At 60.1% G+C, this 22,531-nt stretch carries 23 protein-coding genes; 12 read left to right on the top strand and 11 right to left on the bottom strand.

Annotated features, from left to right (window positions below; genetic code table 11):
* Positions 1–22 precede the first annotated feature (22 nt).
* Entirely contained in the window at positions 23–916 is an 894-nt protein-coding gene (locus CCGE525_RS32570; RefSeq protein WP_245472234.1) for an ABC transporter substrate-binding protein, read from the top strand.
* Between the two features lie 75 nt (positions 917–991).
* Complete coding sequence (locus CCGE525_RS32565) at positions 992–1,999, top strand: SIS domain-containing protein (RefSeq protein WP_120708296.1); 1,008 nt, start codon at positions 992–994, stop codon at positions 1,997–1,999.
* A gap of 3 nt (positions 2,000–2,002) precedes the next feature.
* Here CCGE525_RS32565 and CCGE525_RS32560 read toward each other — a convergent pair whose 3' ends face one another.
* Both CCGE525_RS32560 and CCGE525_RS32555 read right to left on the bottom strand, forming a co-directional pair.
* Complete coding sequence (locus CCGE525_RS32560; protein ID WP_162950368.1) at positions 2,003–3,175, bottom strand: ROK family transcriptional regulator; 1,173 nt, start codon at positions 3,173–3,175, stop codon at positions 2,003–2,005.
* Between the two features lie 183 nt (positions 3,176–3,358).
* Positions 3,359–4,453, bottom strand: coding sequence for a lactonase family protein (locus tag CCGE525_RS32555; protein ID WP_120708294.1), 1,095 nt, complete (start codon positions 4,451–4,453; stop codon positions 3,359–3,361).
* A 302-nt stretch (positions 4,454–4,755) separates the two neighbouring features.
* Here CCGE525_RS32555 and CCGE525_RS32550 point away from each other — a divergent pair, with 302 nt between their 5' ends.
* From CCGE525_RS32550 to CCGE525_RS32530, 5 genes are read left to right on the top strand one after another with little or no spacing between them, the layout of a single operon-like run.
* Positions 4,756–5,943, top strand: coding sequence for a substrate-binding domain-containing protein (locus CCGE525_RS32550; RefSeq protein ID WP_120708293.1), 1,188 nt, complete (start codon positions 4,756–4,758; stop codon positions 5,941–5,943).
* 54 nt (positions 5,944–5,997) lie between these two features.
* The gene (locus CCGE525_RS32545) at positions 5,998–6,735 is read left to right on the top strand and encodes an ATP-binding cassette domain-containing protein (RefSeq protein ID WP_120708292.1); all 738 of its coding nucleotides are present in this window, start codon (positions 5,998–6,000) and stop codon (positions 6,733–6,735) included.
* Entirely contained in the window at positions 6,728–7,471 is a 744-nt protein-coding gene (locus CCGE525_RS32540) for an ATP-binding cassette domain-containing protein (RefSeq protein ID WP_120708291.1), read from the top strand. Before CCGE525_RS32545 ends, CCGE525_RS32540 begins: the two co-directional genes overlap by 8 nt.
* Complete coding sequence (locus CCGE525_RS32535) at positions 7,468–8,427, top strand: ABC transporter permease (protein WP_245472233.1); 960 nt, start codon at positions 7,468–7,470, stop codon at positions 8,425–8,427. Before CCGE525_RS32540 ends, CCGE525_RS32535 begins: the two co-directional genes overlap by 4 nt.
* The gene (locus CCGE525_RS32530; protein ID WP_120708290.1) at positions 8,424–9,395 is read left to right on the top strand and encodes an ABC transporter permease; all 972 of its coding nucleotides are present in this window, start codon (positions 8,424–8,426) and stop codon (positions 9,393–9,395) included. The genes CCGE525_RS32535 and CCGE525_RS32530 overlap by 4 nt, the downstream gene beginning before the upstream one ends.
* A 59-nt stretch (positions 9,396–9,454) precedes the next feature.
* On the opposite strand, the gene CCGE525_RS32525 is transcribed toward CCGE525_RS32530, so the two are convergent.
* Together CCGE525_RS32525 and CCGE525_RS32520 are read right to left on the bottom strand one after the other, a co-directional pair.
* Complete coding sequence (locus CCGE525_RS32525; protein ID WP_120708289.1) at positions 9,455–10,276, bottom strand: SDR family oxidoreductase; 822 nt, start codon at positions 10,274–10,276, stop codon at positions 9,455–9,457.
* Between the two features lie 97 nt (positions 10,277–10,373).
* Complete coding sequence (locus CCGE525_RS32520) at positions 10,374–11,567, bottom strand: phytanoyl-CoA dioxygenase family protein (RefSeq protein ID WP_120708288.1); 1,194 nt, start codon at positions 11,565–11,567, stop codon at positions 10,374–10,376.
* Positions 11,568–11,661: 94 nt separating this feature from the next.
* Here CCGE525_RS32520 and CCGE525_RS32515 point away from each other — a divergent pair, with 94 nt between their 5' ends.
* The gene (locus CCGE525_RS32515) at positions 11,662–12,684 is read left to right on the top strand and encodes a LacI family DNA-binding transcriptional regulator (RefSeq protein WP_120708754.1); all 1,023 of its coding nucleotides are present in this window, start codon (positions 11,662–11,664) and stop codon (positions 12,682–12,684) included.
* A 20-nt stretch (positions 12,685–12,704) separates the two neighbouring features.
* Here CCGE525_RS32515 and CCGE525_RS32510 read toward each other — a convergent pair whose 3' ends face one another.
* Together CCGE525_RS32510 and CCGE525_RS32505 are read right to left on the bottom strand one after the other, a co-directional pair.
* Entirely contained in the window at positions 12,705–13,379 is a 675-nt protein-coding gene (locus CCGE525_RS32510) for an HAD family hydrolase (protein WP_120708287.1), read from the bottom strand.
* A gap of 156 nt (positions 13,380–13,535) precedes the next feature.
* Positions 13,536–14,411: an aldo/keto reductase family oxidoreductase gene (locus tag CCGE525_RS32505; RefSeq protein ID WP_120708286.1), complete on the bottom strand. Its 876-nt coding sequence runs from the start codon at positions 14,409–14,411 to the stop codon at positions 13,536–13,538.
* A 99-nt stretch (positions 14,412–14,510) separates the two neighbouring features.
* Here CCGE525_RS32505 and CCGE525_RS32500 point away from each other — a divergent pair, with 99 nt between their 5' ends.
* On the top strand, positions 14,511–15,422 hold the full coding sequence (locus CCGE525_RS32500; RefSeq protein WP_120708285.1) for a LysR family transcriptional regulator: 912 nt from the start codon (positions 14,511–14,513) through the stop codon (positions 15,420–15,422).
* Between the two features lie 51 nt (positions 15,423–15,473).
* Here CCGE525_RS32500 and CCGE525_RS32495 read toward each other — a convergent pair whose 3' ends face one another.
* From CCGE525_RS32495 to CCGE525_RS32485, 3 genes are read right to left on the bottom strand one after another with little or no spacing between them, the layout of a single operon-like run.
* Positions 15,474–16,160 carry an ABC transporter permease gene (locus tag CCGE525_RS32495; RefSeq protein ID WP_120708284.1) on the bottom strand — a complete coding sequence of 229 codons (687 nt, stop codon included), beginning with the start codon at positions 16,158–16,160 and terminating at the stop codon, positions 15,474–15,476.
* Positions 16,157–16,882 carry an ABC transporter permease gene (locus CCGE525_RS32490; protein WP_245472232.1) on the bottom strand — a complete coding sequence of 242 codons (726 nt, stop codon included), beginning with the start codon at positions 16,880–16,882 and terminating at the stop codon, positions 16,157–16,159. Before CCGE525_RS32490 ends, CCGE525_RS32495 begins: the two co-directional genes overlap by 4 nt.
* Before the next feature lie 15 nt (positions 16,883–16,897).
* Positions 16,898–17,641, bottom strand: a complete 744-nt coding sequence (locus CCGE525_RS32485) for an SDR family NAD(P)-dependent oxidoreductase (RefSeq protein WP_245472231.1) — start codon at positions 17,639–17,641, stop codon at positions 16,898–16,900.
* 101 nt (positions 17,642–17,742) lie between these two features.
* Between CCGE525_RS32485 and CCGE525_RS32480 the strand changes: the two genes are divergently transcribed.
* The 3 genes from CCGE525_RS32480 to CCGE525_RS32470 are packed head-to-tail and all read left to right on the top strand — an operon-like array spanning position 17,743 to position 20,243.
* Positions 17,743–18,528 (top strand): IclR family transcriptional regulator, encoded by a 786-nt coding sequence (locus CCGE525_RS32480; protein ID WP_120708282.1) that lies wholly within the window; start codon positions 17,743–17,745, stop codon positions 18,526–18,528.
* A gap of 14 nt (positions 18,529–18,542) precedes the next feature.
* Positions 18,543–19,307 carry an SDR family NAD(P)-dependent oxidoreductase gene (locus CCGE525_RS32475; protein ID WP_120708281.1) on the top strand — a complete coding sequence of 255 codons (765 nt, stop codon included), beginning with the start codon at positions 18,543–18,545 and terminating at the stop codon, positions 19,305–19,307.
* Positions 19,308–19,322: 15 nt separating this feature from the next.
* On the top strand, positions 19,323–20,243 hold the full coding sequence (locus CCGE525_RS32470) for a polysaccharide deacetylase family protein (protein ID WP_120708280.1): 921 nt from the start codon (positions 19,323–19,325) through the stop codon (positions 20,241–20,243).
* 70 nt (positions 20,244–20,313) lie between these two features.
* Here the strand turns inward: CCGE525_RS32470 and CCGE525_RS32465 are convergent, their stop codons facing one another.
* Complete coding sequence (locus CCGE525_RS32465; protein WP_120708279.1) at positions 20,314–21,165, bottom strand: transporter substrate-binding domain-containing protein; 852 nt, start codon at positions 21,163–21,165, stop codon at positions 20,314–20,316.
* A 297-nt stretch (positions 21,166–21,462) separates the two neighbouring features.
* Entirely contained in the window at positions 21,463–22,440 is a 978-nt protein-coding gene (locus CCGE525_RS32460; RefSeq protein ID WP_120708278.1) for a mannonate dehydratase, read from the bottom strand.
* Positions 22,441–22,531: the final 91 nt, after the last annotated feature.

Here is a 22,531-nt window from a genome sequence, read left to right as displayed (position 1 = left end):
GCATCAAGAAAAGGGGAATGACATGAAAGCGAAGTTCATTTTGACAGTCATGGTTTCGGCTGTCGCAATCCTTTCGGCCGGCGTGGCGTCGGCGGCCGGCCTGGACCAGAAATTGCACGACATGCTGCCCGAGAAGATCAAGTCGGCAGGCGAAATCAAGGTCGGCACGGAGCCGCAGACGCCGCCCTATGATTTCTATGGCGACGACAACAAGACGATCATCGGCCTGGAGCGTGAGCTGCGCGACGAAATGGGCACGCGCCTCGGCGTGAAGTTCACCGATATGCCGGCCCAGTTCGCCAGCATCATTCCGGGCATTCAAGCTGGCCGCTTCGATATGGGCATGTCTGCCTTCGGCGATTTCGCCGATCGCGAAAAGATCGTCGATGTCGTGAACTACATGCTCGAGGGCACCAGCATCATCGTTCTGGATGGCAACCCGAAGGGCGTCCATAAACTGAAGGATGCCTGCGGTCTCAATGCTGGCGCCGTGCAGGGCTCGATCCCGCTGCAGCTTCTCGACAAGCAGAAAGGCCTTTGCCCGGCGGACAAACCGCTGAACGTCATGCAGTTCCCCTCCAACGACCAGATCAAGATCGCACTTCAAAGCGGTCGTGCCGATCTGTCGATGGATACGACCGGCGTTGCCGCCTACAGCCTGCAGCATCAGCCGGAAGGCAATAGGAAGCTCGAGCTGGTTGGCGGCGCACAATACGCCGTCGGTTATCAGGCGATGCTCGTCAGCAAGGAAAGCCCGCAACTGCGCGACGCGCTTGCCGCCACCATGCAGTCGATGATCGACGATGGCACCTATGCCAAGATCTTCGAAAAATGGGGCCTCGGCGAAAACAAGCTCGACAAGGTCACCATCAACGATGCCGCGCGGTTCGCCGACTACATGAAGCTCGACGATTAAGACGCAGGATCTGCAACGACGGCCGGAGGTTCCTCATCCGGCCTCTTTTTCTTTGGTTCAAGTACGGACGTAACAATGACAGACAGAGTGCCATACCGCGAAGCGATCGCCCTGCAGCCCGCAGCGCTGGATGCGTGCCTCAAAGCCGTGTCCAGCCGCCTCGAAACATTGGATGTCGCACCATTGAAGAGCGGACCGGTCGTTCTCGCCGGCATTGGTGCCAGCCTCTATGCCGCAGCCGTCGCGGCCGCACAGATGCGCAGTCAGGGCATCCGGGCCTTCGCCCTGCCGGCGACCGACCTCTACGAAGCGTCCGTTGATGCCGGCGGCGCCTACATTGCCTTCTCCGCCTCCGGCCGGAGCGAGGAACCCGCCCATGCGATGGAACTACGCCCCGCGGCTGCCACCTACGGCATCGCAAAGGCCGACGGCACGCCGCTTTCCCGTGTCGTCAAACATATGATCGCAACCGACAGCGGAACGGACAGCGGCCCGAACACGACGAGCTATCTGGGGTCGCTTCTGACGGCGGCTTTGCTTGCCGATAAAGTCGGCAAGCCGTCCGGCGTGCGTTGGTCTGAGCTTTCCGCACGTGCGGCAGCAACGCTCGATCAGACACGCAGGCAGGCGGACAAGGCCGCAAAGCTCCTGGCCGGCAAGAAATCCATCGATTGCGTCGGCGCCGGCTGCGCCTACGGCACTGCAGGCTACGCCGCGCTGCTCATCCGCGAGGCCGCGCGCGTCGCCGCGCAGGACTGGGATAGCTTGAACTTCCTGCATGGACCTATGGAGTCCAACGACAAGGACAGTGGTGTCCTGTTGTTCGGCGACGGCCGAGAAGTCAAGCTGGCGAAAGATCTCGCCGCTTTCGGCATCCCGTCCGTTCTCGTGACCTCGCGCACGGATGTCGACGACCAGGCCAATCTCGTCGTTATCCATGTGCCGGGCTTCTCGAAAGGGATTGGCGACGCTATTCTGCAGGCCATTCCAGCGCAACTCCTGATTGGCACGCTTTCGGAAGACGCGGGTCTTCCGGTCTGCAATTTCCGCTATAGGCAAACCGACACCAAGCGGGATATCTGAGCGCTATCGGATATTGATGAGATCGGCCGTCAGCGCGCCGGGATAGAGGAAGGCGGCTTTGCTGTCCTCGCCAAGCAGCCTTGCCATTGCGAAATCGATGGCAAGGCGTACCGCGCCCAACACGGTTGCCTGGTTCGACAATTGGCTGACGACCACCTCGACAGGCCAGCATAAATCGCAGATGGCCTTCGCCACGCCGGGCAGCAGAATGGCATTTTGGCCCACGCCCCCGCCCAACACGATCAGTTGCGGATCGAGGATGCTGACGCAGGCAGCGGCCAGATTTCCAATATCGCCCGCATGTTTCTCGACGATCTTGCGCGCCGTCGCGGACAAATCGACAAGCGCGAACAGCTCGCTGGCGCTTGCAGGCGGATTTCCTTCCTGCGGCGGCCATTCCTGCGCCGCGCGCTCAAGCAATGCCGCCGAGCCGAGATATGTTTCGACATGCTGCCATCTCGGCTGCTCCCGTTCGGACCAGGGAAATGGCAGATGCCCGACTTCGCCCGCCGCGCCTCTAAAGCCCCGGAAGAGCTTACCCTCGAGAACGATGCCAACACCCACTTTGACGCCGATCTGCATATAGATGGCGAAGGAATGCTGTTTCGCGGCCCCTTCGTGGTATTCCGCAAGGGCAGCACAATTGACGTTGTTCTCAAGCAGGACAGGAACGCCATAGCTGTTCTTCAGCCGCTCAAGGACGCTTATGAACGCGTCCCGATCGGGAAGCCGCTCGAGCGATGGCGAAATGATGTTCGGCAAGGCGATGGCGATTGCGCGTAGAGGCGTTGCCTTGCCCGCACAATCCGGCAGAAGCTCGGCGATCACGGTTTCAATGGTTTGGAAACGGTCCCTTCCCGATTTGTCATCCAGGGGATGGGCGACTTCGGCGAGTTTCGAGCCGTCCAGCCCGCGGGCAATCGCATGCACCTGCGTCGTGCCGCAGTCGATCCCGATCACGTAGCCCGCATTGGGGCCAAGACCATAGGAAACTGATGTTCGCCCCACTTGTCCACGGTTCACGCCCGTCGGCGCGAGCAGCCCGTAACGCTCAAGCTCAGTGACGGCGGCCGACATCGTGGGTTTGGAAAAGTGCAGCAAGGCGCTGAGTTGAGGACGGGTGGCCGGACCGTTCACTGCTATGGTCTTGAGAACGGCGCGTGCGCTATCCGTCAAAGTCGGGGAACTCGGTTCGGCAGTGGACCAGACAGGATTCAAGAAAACTCTCGATGCTCGGATTCTATTCGTTAGGCTGCCTTACCATTGGCCGTGCGAAAACTCAAACCGCTACCAAATTGGCAGGCCAGCGGGCGCGTGCGAGTAGCGCTTGCGCCTCTGACAAAGTACGGCCAATCCGCGTCAGCGGATGATGCGAACGCACATCGGCGTGCCGACTTCAATCGCATGACCGGTATCTGAAAGCGCACCCGTCGCGATATTCCGCTCAAAGATCGAAATGCGATCGGAATTCTGGTTCGCGCAGAACAGATGCCAGCCGGACGGCGTTAGTGCGAGATTGCGTGGTGTGATGCCGCCACAGGGAAAGAAGTTGACGAGCGAAAGCTTGCCATCTTCCGGATCGGCTTCGAACGCCACGATGCTGTCATGGCCGCGATTGGAACCGTAAACGAAGCGTCCGTCGGGCGAGATCTGAATGTCTGCGCAATGGTTCTGCGACCGGGCTTCTGCGGGAACGGCCGGTTGTACGTCACATAGCGTAAGCGGGCCATCTGCGGCGTTGATCGCGTAGCTTGCGACGGTCGAGTCGAGCTCGTTCATCACAAACAAAAACCGGCCATTCGGGTGGAGGGCGACGTGACGAGGACCGCTGCCCGGCGCCGTCTTCGTCTCCGTTAGCGGCTCCAAAGCGCCTTCCCGCGTCAGCCGATAAGAGGCAAGGCTGTCGGTTCCGAGGTCGGCGACGATGACGATATCCTCGGCGATTTGTGTGACGCTATGGGCATGGCTGCGCTCCTGTCGCTCGTTGTTTGGCCCGGTGCCTGTTCTTGCGGCACTAGCGAGGGGCGGCGTTAGGCCGCCGTCATCGCGGAGCCCGTAGACCACAACCGCTTGGTCCGGGCCGCTGGAGCCCATGGCGTAGTTGACAAGGAGCAGTCTGCGATCGTCCCTTGTTACAGTGTTCTGGGCGGTGATGCTGCCGAGTGTCGGCTGCGTGTTGATATAGGTAAGTGTGCCGGCGTCGCGGTCGAAGCGGAACGCAGTGACCAGGCCTTCTTTCCAGCCGAAGACTTCAGAATTCGCATAGATGTGATTTCCGCCGGCAGCTACGGACAGGAATGTCGGATTTTCGATCTCAGGCGCATTTGCGAGCTTCTCGATCGCAAGTGTCTCCTCATCGAAACGATAGGCTGACAGGCCTTCGCCCCGGGCACCTTGAAAATAGGGCGCTTCGCGATTCAGCGTTCCGACGAAGACCAGAAATTGCATACCCATCGCATTCCTCCTCTGCAGCCGATATCCCTGCGCGCGACCCCCGCTTCCGCCGCGCTCAAACCAACGTCCGAACGATATACTGCCGGCTGGGGAACGAAGCGAGCGCCTTTCATCCTACTTGCCAAATTATTCCATATGTGAAAAGACTATTCACCTAAGAAGATGTATCTGCTCAGGAGGATGGCAGTCGAAGCTTCACGATCGCCTGCCGAGCGCGATGCGCCTTTTTCCAAAGATCATTCTTGGGAGTGCAAGGGAATCGAGCCGGCGTGGGCTGGCTTAACATGTGGAGGAGAGCGATTATGAAACGAGTTCTGACCGGTGCGGCGGCGATCGCCGCTGCCCTGTCGATCGGTGCCCAAGCGCATGCTGCAGATGTGGCTTCGGTGGTCAGCGGGCTACCGGACCCGCTCAAAGCCCAATACGACGGCGCGCCGCAGAAGATCCTGCCCTCGGCGTGGGACAACTGGACCCCGCCGCCGAAGCCCTGGAAGTGGTGCCATTCGGAATCCTATCAGGGCAATCCCTGGCGTGTGACGGTGACCAAGGAGCTGAAGCGCCTGGTCGACGGACTGATCAAGGATGGGGTCGTCTCAAGCTTCGAGGTGTCGGATTCGAACAATGACGTCAGCCAGCAGATCAACCAGATCCGCGCCTTCATCGACAAGAAGTGCACCATCATCACGTCTATTCCGGGTTCTGCCACCGCGCTCGACGACGCCGTCGATGCCGCTGCCAAGGCAGGCATCCCCTTCATTACCGCTGCCGGTTCGGTCACAAGCCCGAATGCGATCAATGTCGATTCCAACTATGCCCGCTGGGGCTATGATATGATGTCGGCCATCAACAAGTCGCTTCCGAACGGCGGCAACGTGCTGATGGTCGAAGGCATTGCCGGTCATCCGATCGTTGCCCAGGAACGCCAAGGTGCCGACAAGGCGCTGGCGGAGGACAAGAAGCTCAAGGTCGCGCGCAGCGTCAACGGCAACTGGACGGCCAACGTCACCAAGACCGTCGTCCTGCAGGCGATCGCCACCAACCCGGCCAAGATCGATGCCGTCTGGTCGACGGGCAGCGAAAGCCGTGTCATCGCCGAAGCCTTCGCCCAGGCCGAACGCCCCGCGCCTCTGATCACCGGCTCGCTTACCGGCGACGCGCTCGGCTATTGGAAGGCGAATCCGAACAAGTACCGTTTCGAAGGTCATGCGCTGCTGCCGCACTGGACGGCTCAGACGCTCTTCCGCGTCGGAGCCCGTATGCTGGACGGCCAAAAGCCGAAGCTCAACACGCTGATGATCCCGATCCCAGCCGTCCATGAAGCCGATCTCGGAAAATGGTATAAGGACTGCATGACGCCGGATGCCGTCTCGATCTTCCCGGTCCCGCCGACCGATCCGATGCCGGAAGACCTGCTCGACGCCTATTTTGCGGGTGCCAAGCCAACCATCGGCTGGGATTATTCGAAAACGCCGGATGCCTGCGCAAAGTGATCAATGTGGGATCGCAGTCCTCGTACCTGCGATCCCTTCCTTCACGAGTGAGAAATGCTGGAAATCGAAAACGTCTCGAAGCGTTACGGCGAGACCGTGGCCATTTCAGAAGCCACGATCACCTTCCGGGCGGGAACGGTGCACACGATCCTGGGTGAGAATGGCTCGGGAAAAAGCACGATGGTCAAGCTGCTGTCCGGCATCGTTCAGCCGGACGGCGGCATGATCCGCCTCGACGGGCGGCCGTTTGCCGGCAATGCGCCGGCCGATTTCCAGAGGGTAGGTTTTGCGACCGTTTTTCAGGAGGTGCTGATCGCTCCTGACCGGACTGTCACCGACAACATCCTTCTTGGCCTGGACGGCCTGATCAGCCGCCGTATCCCGCGGGACAAGCGGCGGGAAACCGCTGCTGCGGCTCTTGGCCGTTTCGCGGTGACGGAGGTTCCGCTTGATGCTGCTGCCGGCTCGCTGCCGCTGGCGGCACAGCAACTCATCGTGCTGGCGCGCGCCGTGGTGCGAAAACCGCGGATTCTGATTCTGGACGAAGTCACCGCGGCTCTCGACTATGCCGATCGCGAATCGGTCTTCAAGCTGATGCGGCAATTGGCGGCTGAGGGATGCCTGCTGCTGTTCATCACCCATCGCATGGACGAGGTCATGTCCTTGTCCGACCGCATCTCGATCCTGCGCGGCGGCAAGGTCGTCAAGACGGAAGATTGCGGCGTGTCGACGCCCGCCGACCTGCTCAAAGCCATGGCGCCGCAGACCGCAGCGGAGCTTTCCGATGCCTGACCGTATCTCGCTTGAAACCAAGGGCGTCGTCATCCACCAGGGTGCAACGCCGATTTCGCAAACGATCCATCCCGGCGAGATCGTCGGCCTTGCGGGGCTGGACGGACATGGGCAGGAGCGTTTCCTTGAGGTGCTCGCAGGGTTGCAGGCGCCTTTTTCGGGTGAAGTCTTACTGGACAAGGCCGGCCGCAGTACGGCGATCGGCGGTTTTCGCAAGGCCGTCGCCAACGGCGTTGCCTATCTGCCGCGCGACCGGCGGGCGACAGGCATCTTTCCCACGCAATCCGTGCTCGACAATTTTGCGATTTCGACCGTCGGGCGTGACGCCCGTCTCGGCTTGATCAGCTTCGCCAGCCGCCGTCGCCGCTACGAGACCTATCGCGAAAAACTGTCGATTTCCGCGCCGAAACCGACCGCTGCAATTACCGCGCTTTCCGGCGGCAATCAGCAGAAGGTGCTTCTGGCGCGCGCGCTGGCGCTGGAGCCCGGTGTGCTCTTGCTGAACGATCCCACCCGCGGTGTCGATGTCGCGACACGCCATGTTCTTTACGATGTCTTCCGGGAGCTGGCGCGAGAAGGCATGGCGCTCGTCATTCTGTCCAGCGAAATCGAGGAAATCCTTCTGCTGTGCGGGCGCGTATTGGTTTTCCGGGAAAATCACGTGGCGGCGGAAATGAGCGGAGAGACCATGACGACCGAAAACGTCATCGCGGCCATGTTCGGACGGGCGGCATGACCATGAGGCCCTTGTCGACCCTATCGACGATCCTGCGCAGCGCCGGTTTTGCGCTCGTTCTGCTGATCGTGCTTCTCGCCATCAATCTCTATCTCAATCCGGCGCGTTTCGCGCCTGCCGCCTGGGGAACACTGATCGGTCTTGCGGCGCCGCTGATCGGTGCTGCTCTCGCCTCCGCGCCGGTCATCCTCGGCGGTCGCGGCGGTATCGATATTTCCGTCGGGCCGCTTATGGGTTTCGTCAACGCGATTGTCATCCAGACGCTGTTTCTGTCGGCGGGGATCTCCTCGCCCTTCGTCCTCATTCCGGCAGCACTTGTCGTCGGCGCGTCCATCGGCGCGATCAACGGTTTCATGACGACCGTCGTTCGCATCCAGCCGATCGTTGCCACGCTCGGCACCTATCTGGTGCTGACGGGTGTCACTCTGACGATCCTTCCGGCGCCCGTCGGTCCGGCTCCGGACTGGCTGAAAGCCATGTCGAGTTCCTATTCGGTTCTGCCATTAGCCGTCATTGCGGTTGCCTGGTGGCTGATCCGGCGATTGCCTTACTATGATCAGCTGATGGCGATCGGCAGCGATGACCGCGCCGCTTACACTGCCGGGGTGGACGTCACCCGCGTGCGCTTTGTCGCCCACGTCATCACCGGCGTCTTTGCCAGCATCGCCGGGCTGATGCTGACCGCGCTGATCGGCTCCGCAGACCCGAATATCGGACAGACCTATACGCTGATCGCCATCGCCGCCGTCGCGCTCGGCGGCATCAGCCTCGCGGGCGGTCGCGGCGGCCTTGTCGGTGCGGCGATCGGTGCGATCGATATCTTCCTGCTGCAGAGCGTGCTGACATCGTTCAATGTTTCCACCTATGTCCTGCAGATCGCTTACGGCGCCATCCTGGTGGCTGCGGTCGTTTTGACGGCGATACAGGAACGCGCCGTCAAGGGGAGCGCGCTATGACCAGCTTGAAGAGCTTTATCGGCAGCACCGGCGGCAGGATTTTCGGCGCCTTCGTGATCGCGGCACTATTGCATCTGGCAGGCACGGTGCTGATCGACGGCTATTCCTCCTCCTTTTCGATCCGCGCCATGCTCGTCATTGCTTCGCTGCTGGCGGTGGCCTGTGTCGGTCAAACGCTGGTCGTGATCCTCGGAGGCATCGATCTTTCCATTCCCTTTGTCATCGGTTTCGCCAACGTGACGGCCGCGCAGCTCTATGGCGAACAATGGAATTTTGGCGTCGTCTGCCTCATCGTGGTGGCAATTGCGATCCTGATCGGTGCCTTCAATGGTTATGTGGCCCGTAGGCTCGAGATCCATCCGCTGATCGTCACCCTCGGCTCGGGTATGGTCGTCCAGGGCTGCGTGCTGTTGTGGACGGCCGGTTTTCCCTCCGGTTCGGCACCGCGGGCCGTTTCGGATTTCGTTTCGATCGGTGGTTCGGTCGGTCCCCTGCCGTTTCCCTGGATTGTTCCGGCAATTCTAGTACTCACGATCTGCATCATCGCGGTGCTCGCCCGATCGCCTTACGGACGCAGGCTCTATGCACTCGGCAGCAATCCGGGCGCGGCGCCGCTCGCTCTCATTGATCCGGTCCGCATGTGGGTCGTAACCTTCGCAATCAGCGCCGTTTTTGCGGCTGTCGCCGGCGTCCTGTTGCTCGGCTTCACCGGTTCGGCCTATGGCGATGTCGGGCAGCCCTATCTGTTTCAGACGATTGCCGCCGTGGTAGTCGGCGGGGCTGCCCTAGTCGGCGGGCGCGGCAGCTACCTTGGCACGATTGCCGGTGTGCTGGTGCTGACCGAGATCAACACGCTGCTGATCGGGCTCGGTCTGCAACCTGCAGCCGTCCAGGCCGCCCTGGGCTTCATCATCGTCGTTTTGGTCTCGTTCTACGGGCGTGAGCGCCATATCCGCACGACGATCTGACACGATATTCAATGAAGATGGCGCGCATTCCCGCGCGCCGATTGTTTTCGCGTTTTTTTTCAAAGCGCGGCCATCGGATGCGGCGATCCGTCGTAAGCACCCCAGACCGACTGGTCGAAACAGATAACCGAGCCGGTCATGAGACCGGACTCGGCCGACGACAGATAGGCGCAGGCGCGGGCCACTTCTTGCGGGTCGACCAGACGGCCGAAGGGCTGGCTCGCTGCCGCCTTTTCCAGCCAGTCGGCGGGCGCATCGTGATATTCCCGCTGGATCCGGTCTTCGCCTTCTGAGGCCATCCAGCCGATGTTGAGGCCGTTGACGCGGATACGGTTGCGCAGCAGCGCGTAGGCGGTATTTTTCGTCAGTGTTTCCAGCGCGCCCTTGGAGGCGCAATAGGCAACGATGAAGGGTTGGCCTGCTTTGGCCGACATCGAGCCGATATTGACAATCGTGCCTTCGATCTTCTCGCGCCGCATGACTTTGACGGTTTCCTGCATCAGGAAGAACGGTGCCCGGACATTGACGGCGAACATGGCGTCGAAAAGCTCGGGACTGGTGTCTAGAATTGTGCCGCGATCGGTGATGGCGGCGGCATTCACCAGCGCATCGATGCGACCGAAGGTCCGGTCACAGACGTGCACGACATTGCGCGCATCCTCCACCTTGCCGAGATCGGCTTTGACGTAAACGACTTCGGCGCTTGTTGCGGCCGAAATCTCCTGCGCCTTGGCTTTGCCCTTCGCCTCGTTGCGGCCGCAGATGACGATGCCTTTGGCGCCGCGCTCGGCAAAGAGGCGGGCAATTGTGGCGCCGAGCCCCTGGGTACCGCCGGTGACGATTGCGATCTTGCCGTCGAGACGGCTGTAGTCTGTGCTCATGTGGTTTCCTCCCGGAATGGTCTGATGCGATATGCGGAAAGCCCCTCGCGATACGAGAGGCTTTGGTGTGGTGGATGGCCGGTGCCTTTGGCGGTCGTCAGGTCAGTTTCTTCTCGGCCTGTTCCGCGAGGGCTTTCGTGAAAGCTTCGTCGCTCCAGCTTTCTTGTAGCGCCTCATGCATCAGTTGAGCCTGCGTCTTCGGGGCAAGGCCGCCGAGGGGTGGGTCACGGTCGAGGTTGGTGGGGAAGGAATAGCCTTCGGCGCAGGCGGCAATTGCGTTCGACACTTCGGTCTCGGAGAGCTTGCCTGCCGATTTCAGCGCTTTCAGCGCCGGAAACAGCCGCACGCTCATGCGTTCGCGATTGACCGTCTCCATGGCGCGGCCGAAGGCGGAGGAAACCTGCAACAGATTTGCCACGCGCTTGATATCCGCCGAGCGGTTGTTGCCGGCCGCATGGAAGAGAGCGGGATTGAAGAAGACGACATCACCTTTTTCGAGCGGAAGCTGGATATGGTTGCGATCGAAATAGTCGCGGAATTCCTGACGCTTCAGTGCGAGATAGCCGGGCACGTAAGTCTGGCTGTGCGGCAAGAAAAGCGTCGGCCCGCTTTCGAGCGGCATATCGCAATGGGCAACTGCGCCCTGCAACGTCAGAACGGGCGAAAGCCTGTGCACATGGGCCGGAAATTGCTCGATCACCTTCGACGACTGAAAACCGAGATGATAGTCGCGGTGAGCGGATTGTGCTGCACCACCCGGATTGACGCGATTGACCTGCGCGGTCATTTGATAGCTTGGCCCGAGCCAGGCTTCGCTTGCGATGGCGATAATGGCATTGCCGTAATATTCCGCGAAGTTTTCGGGATCGGCGAGGCAATGTTTTTCCAGCGAATTCCAGATACGGTCGTTGGCGCCAGGCTTGGCGAAATGATCCCCGCCGCCGGTGGCCGTGCGGTGCTGCTGCTCGATGATATCGTCGAAAATCGCGCTGGCGCGATCAATGACGGAGAGATCCTCGTAGGCACGTTTGAAGACGACGACGCCCGGGCCCTCGCCAAAGGCCTCACAGATTTCAGCGAGCACGGCGCGACGACCTTGTGGGATCGCAATATCAGCCAGAACCTTGCGGCTGTCATAGATCAGGACATTTTTCTCGACGCGATCGGCGGTTGGATAGTCGGAAAGCGAGGTGGTCTTTTCAGCCAGCGCTCGGAAATCGCCAAGGTCGCAGGCGTCCTCGGTCAGCCAGACGCGGTCGGCACGCTGCTTCTGAAGATTGTCGGTTTTCATCAGATGTTCCTCCATCTCTGATGAAGCCACTATACGGCAGATGCCGGTGTGTTATAGATCACGAATCCATCAAAAAACCATCAGAATGAACCTCGTGTCACATCCATTTCTCGTCAAGGACATCGCTTTCCAAGCCGGGCTCAGCACCGCCACTGTCGACCGGGTGCTGAACGGACGGGCAGGCGTGCGGCGGCAGACCGAGATGCGGGTGAAGGCGGCGATTGCCGAGTTGGAAAAGCAGCAGGCGGGTGTCACAGCGAGCGGACGGACACTGGCGATCGATATCGTCATGGAGACGCCGGAGCGTTTTTCCGACGCCGTGCGTGCCGCCTTCGAAGCAGAAGTGACGACCTTTCTGCCGACGGTTTTTCGCTGCCGGTTTCATTTCGCAGAAATCATGAAGCCCATTGAATTGGTGCAACTGCTTGATCGCATCCGGCTGCGCGGCACCCATGGAATTGTGCTGAAGGCTCCGGATATTCCCGAGATTGCTGCTGCGGTCGAGCGCGCGACCAAAACCGGCATCACCGTCGTCACACTGGTGACGGACCTGCCGAATTCTTCCCGTGCGGTCTACGCCGGCGCCGATAATCGCGCGGCTGGGGAGACGGCGGCCTACCTTATCGGCAACCGCTTCGATGGAGCCGCCGCCAGGGTGCTTGTGACACTGTCGAGCGGCCGCTTTCGCGGCGAGGAGGAGCGGGAGATAGGCTTTCGCCGCGTTCTTCGCGAGCGCTATCCTGAGATCGGCGTTGCCGAGATCAGCGAAGGTCACGGCGCCGATGCCGCCACTGGGATCCTTGCCGCTCGTGCCATCGCGGCGGATGCGATGATCAATGCGGTCTATTCCATCGGTGGCGGAAACAGGGCCGTGCTCGCCGCCTTCGAAGAGGCTGGGAGGGAAATCCGCATTTTTGTCGCGCATGATCTCGATGCCGACAATCGCGCACTGCTTGCTGCGGGCAAGATCGGTTTCGTGTTGCATCACGACCTGCGAACGGATGCGCGTTCGGCATTTCGGGCAATTATGAGCGGTCTGGTGAAAGAACGTGCCGCGCCGGCGGTACTATCCGCAGTCGAAATTATCACGCCGTATAATATGCCCGCGAACAACTGATTTGGCGGCGCTTTCGTCGTTTAGCGCCGCCCTCCCACTTCGTCGATGTGATAGAGAAGGTCGGCCGGATCTTCGTAGACGCGGATCGCCCTGGCGTCCTTGAGTTCTTCCCGGCCATAGCCACCGCTGAGCAGCCCGACCCCGAGCGCCTTGCAGCGCGTCGCCGCAAGCATGTCCCAGATGCTGTCTCCGACGACGACTGAATTTTCTATCGCAACGCCCAGAGCTTCTGCGGCCGCAATAAACAGGTCCGGGTCGGGCTTGGCATATTTGACCTTGTCTCGGGTGATGATCGGAAAAGCTTCCGGGTCGATCCCCAAGGCAGCAATATTGACCGCTGCCGTCTCCATGCGGCCACTTGTGGCGATCGCGAACGGGATCCCGGCGTCCGAAAGCCATTGCAGAAGTTCGCTTGCGCCGGGAAGAGGGCGTATCTGGGCGCCGAGGCGGCGATAGGCCTCGGCGTGAAGTTGCCGCAACCGCTCATTCGTGTCGTCGGTTATCGACATACCGGTTTCACGAAGCAACTGATTGGTGAACAGCCCGCCACTCATGCCGATTTTTCTATGGATACGCCATATTGAGAGGTCTATGCCCTCGGCGTCCAAGGCCTCTTTCCAGGCAAGCACATGCTGATAGACGCTGTCTACCAACGTGCCGTCAAGATCGAATAGAAAGGCATGTTCAATGCGCATCGAGCTCTCCATGGTCCAGATCTAGAGGCAAGAGGATAGGCATCAATGGGGAAGTGTAGAAGAGGCTTTTCTGCTGTTGCCGTCAAGTTCGGCGCCGATGCTACGCCACGAGCGAGAGCCTGGCGTAGCATCGGCTACCTGCAGCTTCCGATGCCTCTACGAGGCGATATTCGCCATGTGGTCCAGCTCCTTAGCGGCGTCATCAGGTAGCACCAGTGCGGCGGCGGCGAGATTTTCTCGCAGATGACCGACGGACGAGGTGCCGGGTATCAAAAGGATGTTTGGCGCGCGGCGCAGCAGCCAGGCGAGCGCCACTTGCATGGGCGTGGCGCCGAGGTGTGCGGCGACCTCGGACAAAGTGGACGATTGCAGTGGGGTGAACCCGCCCAGCGGAAAGAACGGCACGTAGGCGATGCCGTCGCGGGCAAGATCGTCGATCAGCGCATCGTCGGCCCGATGCGCGAGATTGTACTGGTTTTGCACGCAGACAATCTCGGTGATCCGACGACCTTCGGCGATTTGTGTGGGCGTGACGTTGCTCAGCCCGATGTGACGGACCAGACCTTGCCGTTGGAGATCGGCCAAGACCGTCAGAGGCGCTTCGATCGACCCTTCGGCAGGGCCATGCACGTCGAACACGATGCGAAGATTGACCACCTCCATCACATCCAGGCTCAGATTGCGGAGATTGTCGTGCACCGCCTTTGTCAGTTCTTCGCGGGAGAAGGCCGGGTTCCATGATCCATCCGCGCCGCGCCGTGCGCCGATCTTGGTGACGATGACCAGATCGTCGCGATAGGGGTGGAGCGCTTCGCGGATGATTTGGTTGGTAACATGCGGGCCGTAGAAGTCGCTGGTGTCGATGTGGTTTACGCCACTCTCGACCGCTTCACGCAGCACGATCAGCGCCGCTTCATGATCCCGAGGCGGGCCAAACACACCCGGCCCCGCAAGTTGCATGGCGCCGTAGCCGAGCCGCTTCACGCTGTGCTTGCCGAGGGTAAACATGCCGGATTGATCGATTGTGGACATGAGCTAACTCCTTTCAAGAGATGACAGCAAAAAGATAGGCGTTGTCGCAATGCATGAAAATTGGATACAACCGGTACAGGTTGTGCGGAATGGCGAACAATGAAGGTCGATCTCGGTGATCTCAATGCCTTTGTGGCGGTAGCGCGTGCAGGCGGCTTTCGCGAGGGAGCGCGTGCAAGCGGTAGCAGCGCCTCCTTTCTCAGTGAAGCGGTTCGCCGTCTCGAAACACAGCTGGGCGTCAGACTGTTCAACCGCACAACGCGCAGTGTCGTCCCAACTGAGGCGGGCAAAGGTTTGCTGGAGCGGCTCGGCCCGGCTTTGATCGAGGTGGAGTCGGCCCTCGACGTCGTCAACCGATTTCGCGACAGGCCGGCAGGTACGTTGCGTCTTAATGTGCCGGTCAGCGCCGCGCGGTTGGTGCTCCCCAGCATCATTCCTGCATTCCTTGCCGCCTATCCCGACATCCGACTCGAAGTAATCACCGAGGAGAGCTTCGTCGACGTGCTGGCTGCCGGCTGCGACGCCGGCATCCGATATGACGAGCGGCTGGAGCAGGATATGATCGCGGTGCCGATCGGACCGCGCTTCCAGCGCTTCGCCGTCGCAGCCTCCCCGGCCTACCTCGATTGCCATGGTCGGCCGCAGCACCCGAGCGAGCTGCTCGGCCACGCCTGCATCTTGGGTCGCTTCTCCAGCGGTGCGATGACGACGCCGTGGGAGTTCGAGCGCGGAGGCGAGGTGTTGCGGGTCGATTGCACTGGGCCACTGATTGTCCGGTTGGGTGGCGCGACCGATCTTGCGGTCGATGCGGCGATCGCCGGGACGGGGATCGTCTACCTCTTCGAAGACTGGTTGCGTCCGTTTCTTGACAGCGGCGCACTCGAGCCGATCCTCGAACCATGGTGGCAGCGCTTCTCGGGGCCGTTCCTTTACTATCCCGGACGGCGCCTCGTGCCCGCGCCGCTAAGGGCATTCATCGACTTCGTCAGGGTATCGGCTCAGCGGGCTTGACGTCCGTCGGCGCACGGTATGCCGTCTCAGCTTTGACGGTAGAACAACATATTAGGATCGCCGTTCCGGCGTGATCACATATTCGGCCGCCTGCACGGCGCGCGTCACGATGAAGTTCACCGTGAGATAGATGGCCGCAGCGCAGATGAAAACCTCTATGGGACGATAGGTTTCGGCGATAATTCCGGCCGCAATGCCTGTGACTTCCATCAGGGTGACGGTCGAAGCGAGTGACGATGCCTTGACGATCAGGATGATTTCATTGCCGTAGGCCGGCAGAGCCTGCCTTAAGGCAAGAGGGGCAATGATATGGCGAAATGTCAGGGATCGTGACATGCCGCAGGCCCGCGCAGCCTCGACCATTCCCTTCGGTACCGACAGGAATCCGCCGCGAAATACCTCACTCGCATAGGCCGCAGTGTTCAGCGAAAGAGCCAGTGAGGCGCACCAGAAAGGATCGCGCAGATAAGGCCAGAGAATGCTTCTGCGCAGTTCCGGAAACTGGCTAAGACCGTAATAGATCAGAAAGATCTGCACCAGCAGAGGAGACCCCCTGAAGCAGAAAATATAGAAGCGTGCCGGCCAGTCAAAAAAGCGATTGGAAGACAAGCGCATCGCTGCCAGGACAAGCGCCAGTATCAAGCCCGCGACCGTCGCAATTCCGGTGAGGGCAAGTGTCAGCGGCATACCGCCGAGTAGTTGGCGAAAGGTATCAGCAAAAAACGCGAAGTCGATCATCGCCGGGCCACCCCGCGATAGGACCGGGTCTCGGCAAGACGGAAAGCGCTGCTCGAGGCTGACGTGATGACCAGATAAAGTGCGGCAGCAACGACATAGAACAGAAAGGGCTCTCGCGTGCTGCCGGCGCCGATCTGCGCCTGACGGATCAGTTCAACAAGGCCGGTGACAGAAATCAGCGCAGAATCCTTCAGCACGAGCTGCCAGATATTGCCGAGGCCCGGCAGGGCAAAGCGCAATATCTGCGGTGCCAGCACAAGGCGAAACGTGTGCCATCGGGACAGGCCAAGGGACTTGGCGGCTTCCGCTTGTCCGGTGGAAACGGCGAGATAGGCTCCGCGCAGCACTTCTGTCTGATAGGCGCCGGCGACGATGCCAAGCGCCAGCGTTCCGGTGAGAAAGGCGGGAAGTCCCAGGAACTGGCTGGACCCGAAGAACCGCGCGATGGAGGTTAGGAGAACGCTGCCGCCGAAATAGAAGAGATAGATGATCAGCAGATCCGGCAGGCCGCGCAGGACCGTTGTGTAGACATCCGCGGACGTTCGAGCCCAACGACGCCTGGAGAGCTTCGCACGTGCGCCCATTATGCCGAAGACGGCACCAAGGGCAAAGCCGCTAAGCGCGACCGCAAAGGTAACGCCGGTCGCCAGCAGCAGTGCGAGCCCCCATCCGCGGGGTCCGAAGCCGATAATTTCCATGATGGAAGGAATATGCGCCTGCATCGGTATCAGTGAGCGTCAAACTTTGAATTGAAAGCCGTCGACGACGAGAGCTTGCCCGGTCATGAACAGCGGTTCGGACGTTGCCAGGAAAACAACGAGGTTTGCCACGTCGTCGGCACAGCCAAGGCGACCCAACGCAATGCCCGATACGGTTTCCGCTTCGCGCTCACCCGTAAAAAGCGTGTCGATCTCGGTCTGGATGACGCCGGGGCAGATCGCGTTGATGGAGATGCTTGGTCCCAGTTCCTTGGCCAGCGCCCGCGTCATTCCAAGAATACCGGCTTTGGCCGAGGCATAGGCAAACTTGCTGACCGCGGCCGTCACTCCGCCGGAGAGTGCGTTCAGCGAAGAGATGCTCGTAATCCGGCCACCACCTTGGGCGAGCATAATGGGGGCGGCATGATGAATATAGTTGAAGCAGCTCTTCAGATTGATCGCAATCGTTCGATCAAAAGACGCCTCCGTGATCTCCAGGATGCCGGTCGGGTTCGATGCGCCGGCGTTATTCAGCAGAAAGTCGACGCGACCGAACGCCTTCTCCACATCTGACACGATCTCACCAGCACGAGCGAAATCGGAAACATCCGCCTGATGGACGATTGCACGGCGACCGATGGCCCGAATGGCCGACGCCGTCGCCTGCATCTCTGGCTCAAGCAGATCGACAAGCGCAATGTCGAAACCGGCTTTGGCCAACCCGATGGCGCAAGCCTTGCCAATGCCTCTTGCGCCACCCGTCACGATTGCGGTCCGATCCATTTGCATTCATCCTTTCGATCTCGATGTCGGCCATTCAGCCCTTGACATTGGCAGTGTTATCGATTGAACTTCATTCCACAATAGAAATATGGTTCACATACATGAACAATGACGTTAAATCGGCCGGCCGTATACTGGAGCTTCTGGAGCTGCTGGCGCGCGCGAGCGAACCGCTTACGCTGCGCCAGATCGTGGCGGAACTCGATTATCCCAAAAGCAGTGCATTCAACCTGCTTCAGACGCTCGTGTCGCGTGGCTATGCCGTGCGTGAGGAACCGGAACGTTATCGCCTGAATGAAGCTTGCCGCAGCGGGCCAGGTTGGACGTCCGGAAGAGATGCGCAGCTCATCGCGATCGCACAGCCCATATTGCAGAAGCTGAGGGATGATACCGGCGAGAGCACCTTCCTCGGCGTTCCTTCACCCGGCCGGCGGGTGAAGACGATCGCCAAGTGCGTCAGCAAACAGACGATCCGTTACGATTCCGAGCTTGCCGGCTCTTTCCCGTCCTATTGCAGCGCCATAGGCCGCGTACTCCTTGCCGCATTGGAGCCGAGGCTGATCGACGAATATCTCGCATCCGAACGCCTTGTGAAACATACCGACTACACGGTTGTCGATCGCGGCGAGATCAGGCGGATCATCGCCGAAACGCGCAGTCTGGGCTATTCCATCAGCGATCAGGAAGTCGAAATCGGCGGCTCCGGGCTGGCGGCGCCGGTCCATGATTTGACCGGCAAGGTCGTGGGCGCCCTCAATGTCGCGGTCGTTACGGCACGCTTTGCTATGAATCGCGACAGGATCATCGACGCGCTTCTTCAGTGCGCCAGAGAGTTCGATCTGCGCAACGGCTTCAAGGGTGAAATTCCGGCGATCGAACAGAGGTGAAGGGGATATCTCAAATGCACATCGACTTTGCGGGCCGCACCGTTCTGATCACCGGAGCCGCGCGCGGCATCGGCCACGGGATAGCAAGGGCGTTTGTCGAAAGCGGCGCCAATGTCGTCGCGACCGATATTCTGCGTGAGGAGATCGAAACGATGGTCTCGAGCGATGGCGCCGGCACATTGAAAACCAGCTTTCTCGATGTGACCGACAGGGCAAGCATAGACGCGGTCGTCGGCAGTATCGAAGCCGAGCAGGGAGGCGTGGACATTCTGGTCCATGTCGCCGGAGGCGTGCTCGGACAAAGACATCGACCCGCCGAAGAGGTGCCGCTCGAAGATTGGGATGCGATCTATGATGTCAACGTCCGCGGAGCTTTTTCGGTTGCGCAGGCCGCAATCCCGGGCATGAAATCCCGAGGCTATGGCCGCATTATCGCAATTTCCAGCGGAGCCGGCCTCGGCGTTAGCATGACAGGCATTCAGGCCTATGCCAGCGCGAAGGCGGCGCAATTGGGCCTCATCCGGCAACTTGCCCATGAACTCGGTCCCTGTGGCATTACGGCCAATGCCGTAGCACCTGGCTTTCTGCGCACCAGTCCTGACTACGAGCGCCAATGGGCATCCTATGGCGAGGAAAAGCAGCAGGCGGTGATCCGTTCGGTTGCGCGCCGACGGCTCGGAAAGCCCGAGGATATCGCGGCCGCAACCCTCTTCCTGGCGTCCGACGCAGCGGACTGGATTACCGGCCAGGTCCTTTCGGTCGATGGCGGCCATTTCTGAAAATCGGAGTGTGAAATGACATATGATGCGGCAAGCCCCGAAGCCAAGGCGCTGGAACCCTGGCAATGGCCGGAGGAACAATGGCGCAAGACGGTCGGAAGAGTTTCTGCCGGACGCAGGCTAGCGCCTGAAACCTGGCCCGATGGAGCGAAATGCGCCGTAGCTCTCTCGTTCGACTCGGACCATGAAACATCCGAATTGAGGGACGGCGGTCAATCCACCAGCCGCCTGTCGCAAGGTCAGTACGGTCCGCGGCAGGGCATTCCCCGGATTTCCGGCCTGCTGGAGAAGCACGCGGTTTCCGCGACCTTCTTCGTACCGGCCGTCTCAGCGCTGCTCTATCCCGATGAGCAGCGTGCGCTCGTCGCAGGAGGGCATGAAATCGGCATCCACGGATGGATCCATGAGCGCAACACAATCCTGCCGGTTGAAGCGGAACGCGATCTGCAGATGCGCGCGGCCGATACCCTGGAAAAGGTGACCGGCAGGCGACCGGTGGGCATCCGCACGCCCTCCTGGGATTTCAGCCCCAACACGTTGCAGATCACCCGTGAAATGGGCCTTCTCTACGATTCCTCCCTCATGGCCGACGACGATTGCTATGAATTGCTGATGGACGGAGAGCGGACGGGCGTTGTGGAGCTACCCGTCGAATGGATTCGCGACGACGCTGTCTATATGGACATGAACCGCTGGACGGGCTTGCGCCCCTATACATCGCCTGAGGCGGTCTTCAACATCTTCTGGCGCGAATTCCAGCAGGCGAAAGCCGAAGGCGGCCTTTTCCAACTGACGATGCATCCCGACATCATCGGCCACCGTTCGCGCATCTGGATTCTGGACGAGCTCCTGACGCGCATTCGTGCCGAAAAGGACGTCTGGTTTGCGACCCACGAACAGGTCGTTCGTTACGTCGGGAAGGACGCCGGCCTTTAAGGCCGGTTTGCAGGTACGCAAAAGCCGGCCGCGTGAATGCGGCCGGCTTTTCCAATGAGTGCGCCTGTATTCAAGCTTTCGGCTTAGGGCTCACGTCGATCTTGAACCACTTCATAGAAAGCTTCTTGAGCGTACCGTCGGCAACGGCTTCACCGATGGCTTTGCTGAGGATAGCTTGCAGATCGGAATCGCCCTTGCGGACCCCGAAGCAGACATCCGTCGCCATGACGCCGCCCGTAAAGAGGGGGCCGACGATCGCGAGGTCCTCATTGCCCGGCTTGGAAACGACGCTGTTCAGATAGACGATATTGTTGAATTCGGCGTCAATGCGGCCGGAGGCGAGATCGAGGTCCGTTTGCTCAGACGACTTGTAGGTGCGTACCTGAATGACATCGCCGAAGGTCTGTTCCATGAATTGCTGCTGGCTGGTCGATAGCGGGGCGCCGACGATCTTACCGTCCAGAGCCTTGTGCAGCTCATCAATGATCGGCTTTGCGGAGCCATCATTGACGTTGACCGCCTCGCCGCCATGCGGCAGCGACCCAAGCGATCCGGATTTGGAAACCAGGAGCGCGTTCGCCGTAACGGCATAGGGAACAGTGAAATCGATGACCTTGCGGCGGCTCTCGTTCGGTCCCATCGTCAATACCGCATCGAATTTGCCGGCGTTGAGGCTCGGAATTTGGCTATCCCAGTCCTGCGCGATGATGTGGCACGTCAGGTTTGCGCGCTTGCAGACCTCGTTGGCGACATCGATGTCGTAACCGCTGAGCGTTCCATCAGATCCCGACATATTGAAGGGCGGGAATGCTCCTTCCACGCCAATATTGACTTCCTTCCAGTCTTTGGCCTCAGCGCCAACGGCGATCAGCACGCAGAGGGCGACCATCGCACTTTTGGTAACGGTGGAGAATTTTGTCATCAGTCTTCCTTTCTCTGGGGGCGGGCCGGTTACGCGTCGCGCTCCGGCATCATTGTCGAACTTAGCCGCCTCAACTGTCCGATTAGCCCTGGCGTTCGTCAAGAAGAATTCGGTTCATATATATGAACAAAGGCGAGCTAGATTGGCCCTATAAGCCATAACTTCAATGCTTTATTCGCAGCCGTGCGGGCTCTTCGCGATATAGCTTTTCGCGGAATGAGATCGGTTGCAGATCTATGAATCCGGCTCAGGTCGCCGGCGCGGGCCGATGGCAGTGCAAGCCGCTGGATCTGCCCTCTAGCGTGCCGTTTCCAGGACCTGCAACATGGCGGTAATGTAGCCATAGGTGAAAGCGAAGGCGGTATTTTCCGGATCTCGCCCTGAAATGCGCGGCACGTGGTCCGGCATGATCATATATTGGTATCCGACTTCGGCGTATGTTTTCAGCGAACCCCACATGTCCATGTCGCCTTCCTCCGGAAAGGTCTCCATGAAGGAAAGCTTGCCGCCGCGGATATTGCGAAAGTGGACGTTGAAGAGCTTGCCCCGCTCTCCAAACCAGCGGATGACGTCGAAAATTTCCTCTGCCGGATTATCGAGCATCTCGCCGACCGTGCCCTGGCAGAAGTTCAGACCGTGATAGGGGCTTTCGTGCATCTGCACGAATTTCTTCAAGCCTTCGACGCTTCCAAGAACGCGCGTGACCCCGCGATAACCGGGCGGCGTATAGGGATCATGCGGGTGGCAGGCAAGCCGCACTTTGCAAGCCTCGGCAACGGGAACGACGCGCGACAGGAAATAATCGATGCGCTCCCAATTCTCCTCCTCGCTGAGAATGCCGGCGATCGAGGGCGGTGCATCGTGATCAGCCTTTTCCCACCGAAATGCTTCGTTCTTCGATCCGCCGCGGCCAGTTTCCAATGCGGTGCGGGGAATGCCGATAATATTGAGATTGTATTTGACAGAGGGTATGCCGGCAGCGGCGGCATTCTCGATCAGGCGGCAGATGGAGTCGACCTGGCGGTCGCGGTTCGGTCCGGCTGTCAGGATGTCCGGACTATATTGCTGCTCGATCACGCGCGAGCTCAGCGGGAGCTGGATCATATCGAGATTGAGGCCAAAGCTTTCGATATGCTCGCGGTGGGCTTTGAGAATATCCAGCGTCCAGTCGTGTGGATTGCCTGCCGGATCGGCATTAACATGCTTGATCCCCAACTGCGACATGACGCGATAGTCATCATCGTCCCGAGCCTGGAACTGCGTGCCGACATACATATGAAATCCTCTCCTCGAATCTCTTGAATGCTAAGCACCGGGAGCGCGAATTCATCCCCGCAAACGCATTCGCGGCAATCCGCCGCGGCTG

The sequence above is a fragment of the Rhizobium jaguaris genome (genome assembly GCF_003627755.1).
Taxonomy (GTDB): Bacteria; Pseudomonadota; Alphaproteobacteria; order Rhizobiales; family Rhizobiaceae; genus Rhizobium; species Rhizobium jaguaris.
This window is presented reverse-complemented; position numbering and strand designations above follow the sequence as displayed.